17 protein-coding genes are annotated in these 13,923 nt (G+C 50.8%); 5 read left to right on the forward strand and 12 right to left on the reverse strand.

Annotated features, from left to right (window positions below):
* Nucleotides 1-89: 89 nt before the first annotated feature.
* The 10 genes from ACJJIL_RS04080 to ACJJIL_RS04125 all read right to left on the reverse strand — a co-directional run bounded on the left by ACJJIL_RS04080 (nt 90) and on the right by ACJJIL_RS04125 (nt 7,463).
* The gene (locus ACJJIL_RS04080; protein ID WP_444907482.1) at nt 90-359 is read right to left on the reverse strand and encodes an HPr family phosphocarrier protein; all 270 of its coding nucleotides are present in this window, start codon (nt 357-359) and stop codon (nt 90-92) included.
* 19 nt (nt 360-378) lie between these two features.
* The gene (gene rapZ, locus ACJJIL_RS04085; protein WP_444907483.1) at nt 379-1,239 is read right to left on the reverse strand and encodes an RNase adapter RapZ; all 861 of its coding nucleotides are present in this window, start codon (nt 1,237-1,239) and stop codon (nt 379-381) included.
* 105 nt (nt 1,240-1,344) lie between these two features.
* Nucleotides 1,345-1,806, reverse strand: coding sequence for a PTS IIA-like nitrogen regulatory protein PtsN (ptsN, locus tag ACJJIL_RS04090; RefSeq protein ID WP_444896344.1), 462 nt, complete (start codon nt 1,804-1,806; stop codon nt 1,345-1,347).
* Nucleotides 1,807-1,809: 3 nt separating this feature from the next.
* Nucleotides 1,810-2,100 (reverse strand): ribosome hibernation-promoting factor, HPF/YfiA family, encoded by a 291-nt coding sequence (gene hpf, locus ACJJIL_RS04095; protein ID WP_108734230.1) that lies wholly within the window; start codon nt 2,098-2,100, stop codon nt 1,810-1,812.
* 196 nt (nt 2,101-2,296) lie between these two features.
* Complete coding sequence (locus tag ACJJIL_RS04100) at nt 2,297-3,763, reverse strand: RNA polymerase factor sigma-54 (RefSeq protein ID WP_445361256.1); 1,467 nt, start codon at nt 3,761-3,763, stop codon at nt 2,297-2,299.
* Between the two features lie 194 nt (nt 3,764-3,957).
* A complete protein-coding gene (lptB, locus tag ACJJIL_RS04105; RefSeq protein ID WP_444907485.1) occupies nt 3,958-4,683 on the reverse strand; it encodes an LPS export ABC transporter ATP-binding protein in 726 nt (241 codons plus the stop codon).
* Nucleotides 4,684-4,775: 92 nt separating this feature from the next.
* A complete protein-coding gene (gene lptA / locus ACJJIL_RS04110; RefSeq protein ID WP_445361257.1) occupies nt 4,776-5,333 on the reverse strand; it encodes a lipopolysaccharide transport periplasmic protein LptA in 558 nt (185 codons plus the stop codon).
* On the reverse strand, nt 5,320-5,889 hold the full coding sequence (gene lptC, locus ACJJIL_RS04115) for an LPS export ABC transporter periplasmic protein LptC (protein WP_444933974.1): 570 nt from the start codon (nt 5,887-5,889) through the stop codon (nt 5,320-5,322). Before lptC ends, lptA begins: the two co-directional genes overlap by 14 nt.
* Nucleotides 5,886-6,422, reverse strand: a complete 537-nt coding sequence (locus ACJJIL_RS04120) for a KdsC family phosphatase (RefSeq protein ID WP_445361987.1) — start codon at nt 6,420-6,422, stop codon at nt 5,886-5,888. The genes lptC and ACJJIL_RS04120 overlap by 4 nt, the downstream gene beginning before the upstream one ends.
* Before the next feature lie 69 nt (nt 6,423-6,491).
* Nucleotides 6,492-7,463 (reverse strand): KpsF/GutQ family sugar-phosphate isomerase, encoded by a 972-nt coding sequence (locus ACJJIL_RS04125; RefSeq protein WP_445361258.1) that lies wholly within the window; start codon nt 7,461-7,463, stop codon nt 6,492-6,494.
* A gap of 408 nt (nt 7,464-7,871) precedes the next feature.
* Between ACJJIL_RS04125 and ACJJIL_RS04130 the strand changes: the two genes are divergently transcribed.
* From ACJJIL_RS04130 to hisD, 5 genes are all read left to right on the forward strand, one after another.
* On the forward strand, nt 7,872-8,525 hold the full coding sequence (locus tag ACJJIL_RS04130) for an MlaC/ttg2D family ABC transporter substrate-binding protein (protein ID WP_445361259.1): 654 nt from the start codon (nt 7,872-7,874) through the stop codon (nt 8,523-8,525).
* An 87-nt stretch (nt 8,526-8,612) separates the two neighbouring features.
* Nucleotides 8,613-8,846 (forward strand): BolA family protein, encoded by a 234-nt coding sequence (locus ACJJIL_RS04135; RefSeq protein ID WP_444896351.1) that lies wholly within the window; start codon nt 8,613-8,615, stop codon nt 8,844-8,846.
* Nucleotides 8,847-8,890: 44 nt separating this feature from the next.
* Nucleotides 8,891-10,153 (forward strand): UDP-N-acetylglucosamine 1-carboxyvinyltransferase, encoded by a 1,263-nt coding sequence (gene murA, locus ACJJIL_RS04140; RefSeq protein WP_444896352.1) that lies wholly within the window; start codon nt 8,891-8,893, stop codon nt 10,151-10,153.
* A 50-nt stretch (nt 10,154-10,203) separates the two neighbouring features.
* Entirely contained in the window at nt 10,204-10,842 is a 639-nt protein-coding gene (gene hisG / locus ACJJIL_RS04145) for an ATP phosphoribosyltransferase (protein WP_413663036.1), read from the forward strand.
* Nucleotides 10,843-10,856: 14 nt separating this feature from the next.
* On the forward strand, nt 10,857-12,167 hold the full coding sequence (gene hisD, locus ACJJIL_RS04150) for a histidinol dehydrogenase (protein WP_445361260.1): 1,311 nt from the start codon (nt 10,857-10,859) through the stop codon (nt 12,165-12,167).
* Nucleotides 12,168-12,216: 49 nt separating this feature from the next.
* Here the strand turns inward: hisD and ACJJIL_RS04155 are convergent, their stop codons facing one another.
* Nucleotides 12,217-12,645, reverse strand: coding sequence for a nuclear transport factor 2 family protein (locus ACJJIL_RS04155; protein WP_445361261.1), 429 nt, complete (start codon nt 12,643-12,645; stop codon nt 12,217-12,219).
* 20 nt (nt 12,646-12,665) lie between these two features.
* Nucleotides 12,666-13,808: a S1C family serine protease gene (locus ACJJIL_RS04160; RefSeq protein ID WP_444907494.1), complete on the reverse strand. Its 1,143-nt coding sequence runs from the start codon at nt 13,806-13,808 to the stop codon at nt 12,666-12,668.
* Between the last annotated feature and the right edge of the window lie 115 nt (nt 13,809-13,923).

The raw sequence follows: 13,923 nt of genomic DNA on the forward strand, positions 1-13,923 counted from the left end.
TACTGCTAGTGGTGGATTTGGGAGGCGATGTAAAAGCTTAGCGATTTAATGTTTAGAGTGAGCTTTTCGTGGCAATAGTATACTGGCCTCTATTCAGCTTCGCCGAATCGATCGGAGATCAGTGTGCTGATAGCTTCCAGGGCGGCACTTTCATCTGTCCCCTCTATTTCTAGTTCCAGCTCCGTGCCTTTGCCTGCAGCTAGTAACATTAGGGCCATCACACTTTTTCCATCTACGGCTTTACCCTGGCAATGCACTTTAATATTGGAGCAGAACTTGGAGGAAGTCTGCGCGAACTTGCTTGCAGCGCGGGCGTGCAAGCCGAGTTTATTGATGATGGTCAGTTGGTGTTTCTGCATTGCGCTGCTCGACAAAAATCTATTTTTGTTGCTCCCTGTGGCGTATCTGGACGTTATCAAACTCTTTGGAAAATTTCTTTACCAGCTGTTCAACCATATAAACTGATCGATGTCGGCCCCCAGTGCAGCCGATAGAGACACAGGTGTAGCTGCGATTACTTTTCTGGTAGGAGGGCAGCCAGTTTTCCAAAAAGTTGGTGATGTCAGCCTCCATCTTTGCGGTCTCTGGGTGAGAGCGCAAGAATTCAGCGACCTCGATATCCTTACCGGTTTTTTCTCTTAGAGCTGGTTCCCAGTAGGGATTGGGTAGACAGCGTAAGTCAAAAATCAAGTCTGAATCCACAGGCACGCCATACTTGAACCCGAAGGACTGGAAAAGAATCGCCATGCTGTTTGATTGTTCACCAACAACACGATTTTTAATCAGTTCGCGCAGTTGGTGCAAGCTCAGGGTGCTGGTATCAATAACCATATCCGCAATGGTTGAGATAGGGGTGAGCAGCTCTTTTTCCTGATTGAGAGCTTCTAGCAAATGGGTGCAATCATTGCTGAGAGGGTGCTTCCGTCTGGTCTCACTGAATCGCTGTACTAAAACCGGCTCGCGGGCATCGAGATAGATAACATCACATTGAACCCCTGTCTCGCGCAAGGACTCAATAACACTGGGAGCCTGTCTTATGTCTTGCCAGAGGTTGCGGGCATCGACGCCCAGGGCCAGGGGTGTGTTTTCTTTTGGCGGTTGTGCCTTGACCCTCTTAACCAGCTCCGGGAGCAGGCTGGTGGGAAGGTTGTCGATACAATTGAAGCCGACATCTTCCAGTAATTGCAGTGCAGAACTTTTTCCGGAGCCGGAGCGTCCACTAATTATCACCAAGCGCATGGAGAGCCCTTTTCTTTGATCAAGTCTTTATTATTTCGCTTGTTGCACTACCTGAACAATGAGGCGAATGTCAGCTCTGAGACTCAGTTACTAACAAAACCTCCTCTAGGCGGCTGCGGTACTATCAATAGCGAGGGCATATAGCTCATCACTACTTTGTGCTTGCCTTAGCTTATCTCTAACCTGGCTGTTGGAAAACAGAGCGGCGATTTCGGCTAGTGTATCCAGATGTTCCTGCTCAGCATCTTCGGGGACCAGAAGAGTAAATAGCAAATCGACAGGCTGGCGGTCGACAGAGTCAAAATCAATGGCGGGCTGGGTGGTACAGAGAACCCCAATGGGGCTATCACAGCCGGGTAACCTGCAATGGGGAATGGCAACACCATCGCCGATACCGGTGGAACCAAGGCGCTCACGGGCGATCAGTTGGTTAAAAACTGTATCGGAGTCGTGTTGGGGATATTGTTCGGCGATGGCCTGGGCAATATTGAGCAGTAGCTTTTTTTTGCTGCTCCCCGCCAGATGGCAAAGGCTAAGGCGGGGAGAGAGTAATGCTTCCAGTGTCATAGTTCAGCGATGGTTCTGCAACTTCTCTTTGTGTTTTTTCAGTTGGCGGTCCAGCTTATCGGTGAGCGCATCAATTGCCGCGTACATATCTCTGTCTTCGGATCCAGCACAGAGGTCGTGACCGTTTATGTGTACCGTCGCCTCAGCTTTTTGGATCAGTTTTTCGACGGATAAAATTACTTGCGCGTTGGTGATGTTGTCGTAATGCCTGGACAGCTTCTCCATTTTGCTTTCGCAGTAGCTGCGCATAGGTGAGGTAACGTCAACGTGGTGGCCACTAATATTGATCTGCATGGATTTCTCCTTAAAGGTGCATCACAAGCCGGCGCTCACCCCCTATCGGGTCGCAACCCTACTAGGAAGTGGGCCAGAATGGAAGGATACACTCAAATTTTGGATTTTGGTTGCAGGTTGGGGGCGGAAGGCGCCAGTGGCGCATGACTGGGGATGGGTTAGGGGTCAGATTAATTGGCTGTGTTTGGGTTGTGGCTTAAATGAGCCTCTTTCTCTCACTTGAGGAGGGGATACCCATAGATTCACGGTATTTCGCTACCGTTCGGCGCGCAACCTTGATGCCTTGCTTGTCCAGCTCCTGAGTGATCTTGTTATCTGATAGCGGCTTTCGAGGTACTTCCGTGTCAATCAGCTTGCGAATCAGGGCTCGAATGGCGGTGGATGATGCATCCTCACCGGAATCTGTACTGACATGGCTTGAGAAGAAATATTTGAGTTCGAAAACTCCCCGTGGAGTCAGCATATATTTTTGAGTGGTCACTCGGGATATGGTGGATTCATGCATGCCAATGGTTTCAGCAATATCTGCCAGAACCATTGGTCGCATTGCCTCTGGGCCTTCTTCAAAAAAGCCTTGCTGCTTATCCACAATGGACGTAGCGACCTTTAGCAGGGTGTCGTGGCGGCTCTGTAGGCTCTTCAAGAACCAGCGGGCCTCCTGCAAGTGATCCCGCATGAAATTGTTTTCTCGGGAGTTGTCCGCCCGTTTTACCAAGGAGGCGTAGTGGCCATTAATCCGGATCTTTGGAGTGATTTCTGGATTGAGTTCGACCAGCCAGCGGTGATCCTTGCGGGACACAATAATATCGGGAATGACATAAGCGGGCTGTTCTCCGCTGAACTCCTCACCTGGGTTGGGGGTTAGTGTCTGGATAAGGCGGATCACTTCGCCGAGCTGGGCTTCGTTGAGGCGTGTGCGTCGGGTGAGTTGTCTGAAATCCCTTTTTCCAAGTAATTCCAAGTGGCGCTCAATGATGGTCTGCGCTTCGTTTAGCCACGGAGTTTCCGCTGGTAGCTGCTTGAGCTGGAGTAGAAGGCATTCTTGGAGGTTTCTGGCCCCACAGCCAGCTGGTTCGAATTGTTGTACAGCTTTAAGGACTGCAACTACTTCATCTTCTTCGAGCTGAAGGGAGGTGGCTACGTCATCAACGGTGGTATTGAGAAGACCGTTTGGGTCGATGGCGTCAATAAGGTGCTCGCCGATCCATTTATCGTGACTGGAAAGTGCTGTCAGGTTTAATTGCCAGCGCAAGTGGTCTTGAAGCGTGTCGGTGGAAGAGTTGCGCTCAAAATTGGGGTCGTCGCCCTCGGCGGGGCCACTGTAGCTGCTGTAAATGTCGTCCCAGTGAGAATCAACCGGCAGCTCTGTTGGAATATCCTGGTTCCAGTCGGAATCACCAAGCTCTTTTTCCTCAGCGGCTGTTTGGTTTAAATCCTCCCCCGCAGCGGCTGGTGGCTCTTGTTGTGCGTTGCTCTCGGTATTGGCTGTTGCTTGTTGAGCCTGATCTTCACCTTCAACTTCCAGCATTGGATTGCTGTCGAGGGCTGCCTGGACTTCTTGCTGTAAATCTAGTGTGGAGAGCTGCAGGAGGCGTATTGCCTGCTGCAACTGGGGGGTCATGGTTAGCTGTGCGCCGAGCTTGAGCTGGAGAGACTGCTTCATAATTTAAAGTTGCAGGCCAGTGCGACAAAGGGTTCGTCAAAATTAACCCGAGATGGCGCAGACTACCTTGGCCTTCAAACTATTACAAGCAATAAGCGTGCCGACTATTGCCTTCTAAGAGGTCGTTTCTTAGTTGATGTATGATAAGCTTCTCGAAATTCTTGTTATTGAGTTACACCTGTCATCATTTGCCATTAAATGGTGAACTCGTGTCCCAAATAGACTTCGCGCACTTGCTGGTTAGCGAGGACATCATCGGGCGTGCCTGAGGCAATAATATGTCCCTCGCTGACGATATAAGCAGTTTCACAGATATCCAGGGTTTCCCTTACGTTGTGATCTGTGATCAAAACGCCGATATCCCTGTCCCGCAAGTGGCGAATAATGTGTTTGATATCGTTAACTGAAATAGGGTCTACACCAGCAAAGGGTTCATCGAGCAAGACAAAGCTTGGGTCTGTAGCCAGGGCTCGTGCAATCTCCACTCTGCGCCGCTCTCCGCCGGATAGGGCCATTCCTAGGCTGTTTTCAATGTGTGTGATATTGAACTCTTCGAGCAACTCCTGGGCCTGCTCTTCGCGCTCTGCACGATTGAGCCCTTTTCGGGTTTCGAGGATTGCGAGAATATTGTCACGCACTGACAGGCGTCGAAAAACAGAGGCTTCCTGGGGCAGGTAACCGATTCCCTTGCGGGCGCGCCCGTGCATTGATAGGCGGGTAATATCTTCGTTGTCGATTAGGACTTGCCCGGCATCGGCCTGCACCAGCCCAGCGATCATATAGAAACAGGTGGTTTTCCCAGCTCCATTGGGGCCAAGTAAGCCAACGACCTGTCCACTTGAGACGCTGACAGAGACATCTTGGACAACTTTTCTTTTCTTATATTGTTTGGCGAGGTGTAACGCTTGTAGCGTTGGCATAATGAGTCCTGAAATCTAACCGCGGCCGAGAGGGGCGGCGGATTACATCATTGTAAGTAGCGCTGTTTTACAGGCACTGAAATTTGGATGAACTACTGGTCTGTGTCGGTATTTGCTTCAGCAGGCTCGCTGGCTTCGGTGCTCTCAGGTTTCCAGATCATCTCAACTCTGCCTTGACCAGGTTGGCTGCGAGCGCTCATTTGCTCAGTGGCGAGATCGTAGTCGATTTTCTCGGCAGTTAGGGTGTTGCCATCGCGATCGATATAAGCTTGCCCTGTGAGCTGCAGTTCTTCAGAGCTGATGACATACTCGATGCGCTCAGCACGGGCTTTAACAGGCTCTTCGCTCTCCAATATCTTTTGTTGGAAGTGCGCGGGGCGGCCCACAGCAATGACTCGGCTGATTTCATCGCTCGCCGTAAAGTACACTTCCACGCGATCTGCCCTGATTTGGAGGGAGCCCTGCGTGATGACCACATTGTCACTATAAACCACTAAATTATTGGCTCGGTCGGCTGACATAGATTCCGAGCCCACAGAGATTCTCTGGGTTCTATCGTCAGGTAAGGCCTGTGCTACGGTGGTAATAGCTGCCAGCGTAATTGCAGTGAAGGTCTTAAGTATAGAGGGATAGGGGTTATTGGGTGTCATAGCTGCTCTTCACGTCGGATAGAATTTCCATCCGGTTTTCTTTCAGGTAAGCGCGCATCCCCGTTCCTTCAGTGCGGTTGGGGCCGGAGCTAATAGTAACAACTTTGTCGGTCTCGGCGAATTCCCTGTCAGGGAAGATTGTGATTCGCGGAGTTTCCAATTGGATGCCATTCGGGCCAGGGAGTTCATCAATTTGAACGTCGCCACTAAGTACGATACGTTTTCCTCGATTGAAGGCCACACCCCTTTTGGACCGAGTTGCCCACTTGGGCTGGTCGTCCGTATAGAACAGCATACGCGGCTCTTTAAGGTTGGCTCGATCCCGGCGTTTAAATTGAAAGTAGGTGATTTGCTCTGCATCCACTCGATAAGCTAGGTTACCTGCCTGGTCAAAATGGCGAGTTTCAGCCCCTTTGATAATAAGATCCGCAGCCCGATTTTGTTGCTGAGGAGTGGGCCTTTTGCCTAAGAACTGTTCTGGCGGACTCTCGGAAAACCAGAGCCCGGCACTTATAAGCAGAATGACCAGTATGAGAGGCAACCACGAGCGCATCATTTTTCTCCGATATAGGGGGCGAGCGCCGCGTCAAAGGTCCCTTGTGCAATCATAATGCGGTCGCAGACTTCGCGTACAGCACCCTCGCCGCCACGGGCCTCTGTGACCCAAAAGGCTCGCTCCCGTACGGGGGGGGCTGCATTAGGTGGTGCGATGGGACACCCAATCTTGGTCATTACCAGTAGATCGGGATAATCATCCCCGACATAGGCGATATCTTCCAGGCGACATGACTCTTCAGAAAGTAACTCCTGTAGTGCGGCAAACTTGTCCTCTCGGCCCTGGATCAATTTATTGATACCCAAGTCGTGCGCTCGGCGCTCTACAACATTACTGCGTCGGCCGGTAATGATTGCTACACGTACACCAGAGTTTTGCAGCATTTTAATGCCGTGCCCATCCAGAGTGTGAAAGGTTTTGAGTTCGTTGCCGCTATTGTCAAAATAAAGCTTGCCATCTGTCAGAACACCGTCCACATCCAGAACAAGCCAGCGGATATTTTTCAGGGAGTCATTTACTTTTTGTTCGGGTATCACCGGAGTAATCTCTCTTCGCCTTTGATTGTGAGGGCAAAACCTGCGTATTAATTGTCCGGTATTATCTCAGATAACTCCGGCGCGCAGAATATCGTGCATATGGAGTACACCGACAGGGTGGTGAGCTTCGTCTTCTACCACTAATGCAGTGATTTTATAGTCCTCCATAATCCTCAGGGATTCTGCAGCGAGGGTGTCAGCAGAAACCGTTTTAGGGCGGCGACTCATCACCTCCTCCATTAGTGCTTTGTCGAGTTCGATTTTTTGATCTATTACTCGGCGCAAATCACCGTCGGTGAAGACGCCCAGTAATTCACCGTCGCTATTTACAATTGTTGTCATGCCGAACCCTTTGCTGGTCATCTCTAGCAGGGCTTTTGATAGCAGCGTCTCTGGAGTTACCTGGGGGAGTTCATCGCCCGCATGCATCACATCCTCAACCTTTAGAAGAAGCCGGCGCCCGAGGGCACCGCCGGGGTGAGAGAAGGCAAAATCTTCGGCAGTAAAACCCCTGGCCTCGAGCAGGGCGACTGCGAGTGCATCTCCCATCACCAGAGTAACTGTTGTTGATGAGGTGGGGGCCAAGTTGAGGGGGCAGGCCTCTGTGGCTACCGATATATCCAAATTTACTTCTGCAGCTTGAGCCAGAGGGGAGTCGGTTTTTCCTGCCATGCTAATTAGTGGAATGCCCAGGCGTTTTAGCAGAGGCAGCAGGGTGAGGACTTCAGCGGATGAGCCAGAATTGGATATGGCTATGACAACATCACCCCGAGTGATCATGCCGAGATCACCGTGGCTCGCTTCGCCGGGGTGAACAAAAAAGCTCGGTGTGCCGGTGCTGGCAAGAGTAGCGGCGATCTTTCGGCCAATATGCCCAGATTTCCCCATGCCGGTAACAATTGTGCGACCGTGACATTGCATTATCATTTCACAGGCTCGCTGGAATTCGCCATTAACTCTGTGTTCCAGTGCTGCCACCGCTTCAGTTTCCATGCGGACGGTGCGGCGCCCAGCTTCCAAAATCAAATCCTGTGTCATCAACTGCCTCAATCGCTTACTAGTGCTCTAACAAGTTCTCGTAAAACTGCCTTATTATGCGGCAGTTTAGATATTTACTTATGCGACAGCGTGGATAATTTTTGTCATATGAGTCCAATATTTAAAGGCGACTCGATCTTTTGCTGTCGTGCTAATCTATATTAGCGGGCTGCTGGCGGCGGAAAAAGCCAGTGCACATTTTAGATGTGTCAAATGACACGCTCGTACACCGCCACATTGCCGGGTGTGGCCATGGTATAGTTTGCCGTCTCCGCTGTCAGCTATGTCACTCAATGGATGATCGACACACTCTCAGTTGGGCTGCGGGAAGGTTGATATGTGGTATTGCTATGGCACTAAATTCTGTCATATGCGTCCAAGGATTGATTTGCTAACTGGAGATAATTTGTGAACGCATCATTTTGGCTTGGCCGAAACGGTTTGTCGCGGTGGATTAGATTTGCGCTTTGTGTTGTTTTTGCTTCTGCAGTGGTGCCTGCAGCCAATGCGGCCCAAAATCCATATGTAATGATTAAAGGGGTTTCCGATGAGCTTTTGGGGGTAATTCGTACCAACGCTCAGTATGCAAATTCAGACCCGCAAAGATACTACAGTGCTGTTGAAGGGGTGCTGACCCCGGTTGTTGATTTTGACTTTATCGCTCGCGGTGTAATGGGGCGCTATGCCAAGCAGGCGACTGCCGACCAACGCTCTCGCTTTACGGATGCTTTTCGTCGCGATCTTGTAGCGACATTTGCTCGCGGCGTGGCAAATTTTGGCGACCTGGATGTAAAAGTGGTCAATCCCGGCACCACACCTCAAGGTAATCGTGTAAATGTGCTGCAGGAAGTTCGCAGCAAAGAGGGTATAACAAAAGTTTCGTATACCTTGGTGCGCAATCGGGCAGGCCACTGGAAGTTGATCAATGTGATTCTGAATGGGGTCAACCTGGGTAAGACTTTCCGTAGTCAGTTCTCGCAGTCAATGCAGACTTATGGGGACATCGACAAGGTGATTTCTAATTGGTCAGCGGCAGATGATGCCGCAAATAAAGTGAGTTGATCCGCGAACTTTGGAGTGCGTAGCTGCGCACTCCGCTTGATTCAAGTACACTTGCGTGCTGTTTTTAACCAATCGCAAGTCCCTCCTATGCAACCAGACGAAATCAAGGCCCTAATCGAAGGGCAAATTCCCGATAGTACTGTTGAAGTGGCTTTTGAAGGTAGTCACCTGATGGTCACTGTAGTGAGCAGTTCCTTTGAAGGTCTGAGTCGTTTAAAAAAGCAACAGCTTGTCTATGCCGCTCTTGGTGAAAAAATCGCCGATGGCACCTTGCATGCCGTGCAAATGCAGACTCTGACCCCAGAAGAAGCCAGTCGTTAACTTGCCATTGCCACTGAGGTGTTGGCTATCTAGAAAGAGATTGAATGGATAAGTTGATAATAGAGGGCGGCAGCCCAATTTCCGGGACTCTGCGGATTTCTGGAGCTAAGAATTCAGCCTTGCCGATATTGGCTGCTGCTTTATTGGCTGACGGGCCTGTGCAAATCGATAATTTGCCGCATCTCAATGATATTACCACCATGATCACCTTGCTCCGGTGTATGGGGTGTGATGTCACTATTGATGAAAAGTTGGGTGTTGAGATTGACCCTCGCTCAGTCAATGACCTGACCGCTCCCTATGAGCTGGTTAAGACGATGCGGGCCTCAATCTTGGTTCTTGGGCCCCTGTTGGCTAGGCATGGGGTTGCGAATGTCTCTTTTCCTGGTGGTTGTGCAATTGGCAGCCGCCCAGTCGATATTCACCTGAAGGGCCTTGAGGCAATGGGTGCTGAGATAACCATCGATGGTGGTTTCATTCGGGCGCGCTCCAATGGTCGTCTTAAGGGAGCCAATATTGTCATGGAGAAAGTGACAGTTGGCGGCACTGAAAACCTATTGATGGCAGCGGCACTGGCAGAGGGAACTACGACTCTGCACAACGCCGCTCGCGAGCCCGAAATCGTCGATTTGGCAGAGTTCCTTATTGCTATGGGGGCTCAGATTGAAGGGGTTGGCACTGACACCCTGCGTGTTCACGGTGTACCTAAGCTTACCCCCTGCAAGTTCACTGTTATGCCGGACCGTATTGAAACCGGAACCTTCCTTGCGGCAGCTGCTGCGGCGAGGGGCAAAGTGCGCCTGCTCAATACTCGTGCCGATATCCTCGATGCGGTTATGGTTAAGTTCGAAGAGGCCGGAGCTCATATCAGTTGTGGCGACGATTGGATTGAGCTGGATATGAAAGGCAATCGCCCTAAAGCGGTGAGCTTCCGTACAGCGCCTTACCCAGCCTTCCCTACAGATATGCAATCCCAGTTCACAGCAATGAATGCTGTAGCCGAAGGAAAGGGAACTGTAGTTGAGACAATCTTTGAAAACCGCTTAATCCAGGTTCATGAGCTGAATCGAATGGGGGCGGATATCACCCTGGAAGGCAATACGGCAATTGTTACCGGGGTGGAGAAGCTTAAGGGCGCTCCAGTAATGGCTTCAGACCTGCGAGCGTCAGCTAGCTTGGTTATTGCTGGTATGGTGGCAGAGGGCACTACTATGGTGGATCGTATTTACCATATTGACCGCGGCTACGAGTGTATTGAAGAGAAGCTCCGACAGCTGGGCGCGAATATTCGGCGTGTTCCCGGCTGATTGCTACGAAGTTAATCCCAAGAGCCAATGACGGACTGGCGTAAATCGAAATGACTGCACAAATTACAATCGCACTGACAAAAGGGCGGATTCTTCAGGAGACCCTACCGCTTCTTAAGGCGGCAGGGTTGGAGCCTGCTGAAGACCTAACTAAAAGTCGAAAGTTGATATTTCCGACGAATCGCGAAGGGGTGCATCTCCTCCTCCTGAGGGGAGTGGATGTGCCCACTTATGTGCAGCATGGAGCCGCAGATATTGGTGTGGCGGGGAAAGACACTCTACTCGAGCATAGTTCTGATGGTATATACGAGCCTCTCGATTTGGGCATTGCCCGCTGCCGCCTGATGACCGCTGGTGTTAAGGGGGGGCAACTGCCCAGTGGCCGAATTAAGGTCGCTACCAAGTTTGTACAGAGTGCCAAAAAGCACTATGCCTCGATTGGTCGTCAGGTTGACATTATTAAGTTGTATGGGGCTATGGAGCTTGCTCCGCTAATGAATTTGGCCGACGAGATTGTCGATATTGTAGATAGTGGCAATACGCTAAAGGCCAATGGCCTTGAAGCCCGAGAGACTATTGCACAAATTAGCAGTCGATTGATCGTCAACAAGGCAGCCATGAAGATGAAATATGCGCCAATCAATAGTTTGATTGAGAAGTTGGCATCGGCTGTAGCACAAACCAAATAGATACCCGAAGCATTATGACGAGCAAAGTAATTCGTCGACTAAATACGGTCGATAGAGATTTCGATGGCCAATTGAAGCAGCTATTGGCTTGGGAGGCAGTGGCAAATCAAGAGGTTGAAAGTATCGTTGCAGAAATATTGCAGCGTGTTCGCGCTCATGGTGATAAGGCTGTTATAGAGTTCACCAACCGCTTTGATCATCGGCACCTGGAAAGCGCGAAAGACTTTGCTCTGCCGGCTGCTGAGCTTACCGCGGCTCTAGATCGTATAAGTACTGAGGAGCGCGAGGCCCTGGAGGCAGCTGCTAATAGAGTGAGGCGTTACCACGAGCATCAAAGACAGGAGTCCTGGCGCTATACGGAGACTGATGGGACTGTGCTGGGGCAGCAGATTACCCCAATGCAAAGTGTCGGCATTTATGTTCCTGGAGGTAAGGCGAGTTACCCTTCTTCCGTGCTTATGAATGCAATTCCTGCAAAAGTTGCTGGGGTTGACGCCGTAAATATGGTGGTGCCGGCTCCGAAAGGGGCGCTGAACGACCTGGTGTTGGCGGCAGCGGCAATAGCAGGGGTGGACCGGGTGTTTACGATTGGTGGTGCCCAGGCAGTAGCGGCACTAGCCTATGGTACTGAGTCTATTCCTGCGGTGGATAAAATTGTTGGTCCGGGGAATATCTTTGTGGCCAGCGCCAAGCGTGCTGTTTTTGGTCATGTTGCTATCGACATGATTGCGGGCCCTTCTGAAATTCTGGTTATTTGCGATGGGCAAACAGATCCCGACTGGATTGCCATGGATCTGCTGTCACAGGCTGAACACGATGAGCAGGCGCAGTCAATTCTGTTGTGCCCTGATGCTGAGTATCTAGATCGGGTTGGGAGTTCGCTGCAAAGGCTTTTGGCCGAGTTGCCCCGAGCTGAAATTGCCTCCCGCTCCCTTGCTGACCGTGGAGCGTTGATCCAAGTGGAGTCCATACAGCAGGCGATAGAAATCTCTAATCAGATTGCACCGGAGCACCTGGAAGTTTCAGTAGATAATCCTGAGGCTTACCTTCCTGAGATCCGGAATGCCGGAGCCATTTTCCTCGGGCGCTATACGGCAGAGGCATTGGGGGACTACTGTGCTGGCCCCAATCATGTCCTTCCTACCAGTGGCACTGCCCGTTTTTCCTCACCGCTGGGAGTTTACGACTTCCAGAAGCGCAGTTCGGTGATCTACTGTTCTGAAAAAGGCGCTGATACCTTGGGGCGCGTAGCGCATACTCTTGCGCTCGGGGAGGGGTTAGAAGCTCATGCCCGCTCTGCGGGTTTTCGGGTCAAGGATTTCTGAGTAATACACCCCGACAGATTCCTCTATGCGGGGTGTGTACATAGTGCACTTATTCTGTAGGGGGTATGCGGGTAGCCTGCCAGGCTAGGGCGCGCCACTCACCGTCTCGTTTAACAAACATGCCGGTGTTGAAGTAATAGCTTTGTTCCCCTTTACTGCTGTCATTAGCCGATAGTTTAAATGCAGCAATAGCGATATCTCCTAACAATCGAATGTCAATTTCCTCGGCGGCATAGCTCGTTGTCACTGGTTCAGTGGGAGGTGTTTGCATTCCTTGCATAATTTCGCTTTTGCCAAAGCGCTTTCCGTTTGAGCTGGTGTATACCAGGTCCTCGGCCCAAAAGCGTTGGTGGGCCTGGGGATCAGAGGCAGCTTTGCTGATAAAATCAATCAGCAGTTTTTGTAAGTCTTCCTTATCTTCCGCTACTGCGGGAGTTACAGTTATTGTAAAAAGCAGAGCTAAAACCATTGAGCGCATGGAGGCTCCTCCTTGAGGGGTTATTCTATTGCTGTTTTTGTCTGTGGCTCTTCTGAAACTGTGGCATTAACTGTATGGGAAGCACCTTCTCTAATAAAGGTTATTGAGATGGTATCGCCGGGGCGCAGAGTTGCCATGGTGGCCTCTCCCTGTTTGCCATCGCCGATAGGGAGACCGTCAATATGTGTGATGACATCTCCGGGCTGAAGACCTGCAATGTGCGCGGGGCCCTCATTGTAAATAGCTGTTACTAATACGCCACCAGTAGAGTTTAAATTGAACTCCTTGGCCATTTGAGGGCTAATGCCAGTAGCTTCAATGCCCAGCCAGCCGGGTACAACCCGTCCGTAAGCGATAATATCTTGCATGACTTTGAAGGCAATATTGGCAGGAATAGCAAAGCTGATTCCGCCTGAATAGCCGGATTGATTGAGAATTGAGGTGTTGATGCCGAGCAGACGCCCTTGAGAGTCAACCAGTGCGCCGCCAGAGTTTCCAGGGTTGACCGCAGCATCTGTCTGCAAAAAGTTCTGTAAGTAGCTGCCGGTACCTGAGTTTTCAAGGTGGCGGCCTTTCGCACTGATAATGCCTTGAGTCACAGTTTGCCCGACTCCAAAAGGGTTGCCGATTGCGAGGACGATGTCGCCCACCTGTGCTCTGTCGGGCTCACCAACAGAAATGGAGGTCAGGCCGTCAAGGTCAATTTTGAGGACGGCCAAGTCAAAATCTGTATCGCTTCCGACGAGTCTTGCCTGTGCTTCCCGTCCATCAGCTAAAAGAATAACAATGGCATCTGCCTGGTCGACTACATGATGATTGGTCAGGATGTAACCGTTGTCACTGGCAATGACACCTGAGCCAAGATTGGATTGCATCCTCTGTCTTTGCGGGACATCCATGTTGTCGAACAAGCGCCTAAAAAGGGGGTCATTGAACAGAGGGTGCTGGCGTTGTGGCATGGCCATTCGGGTGTAGATATTGACTACAGCAGGGCCTGCCACATTGACGGCATGGGCATAGGAAACCGGACCTTGGGTATTATTTCCATTGGCCTCAGGGGCGATACCACGCAGTTGTGGGAATATAACCAAGAGCAGGGCAGCCATGGCAAGGCCTACCAGGGTTGGTAGGATCCAATCTTGTAAAAATCGGTTTTGGGACACTCGTGACTCCTCTTTGCGCTGATTATACACACGTCTCCGGGCGGAATCGCTGCACATGGACTTTGTTAGAGGAAATAGTTTCTTTTGGCTGGGTGGTTGTTCACGGCACAACAAT

Source organism: Microbulbifer maximicatervae (SeqCode), from assembly GCF_052468095.1.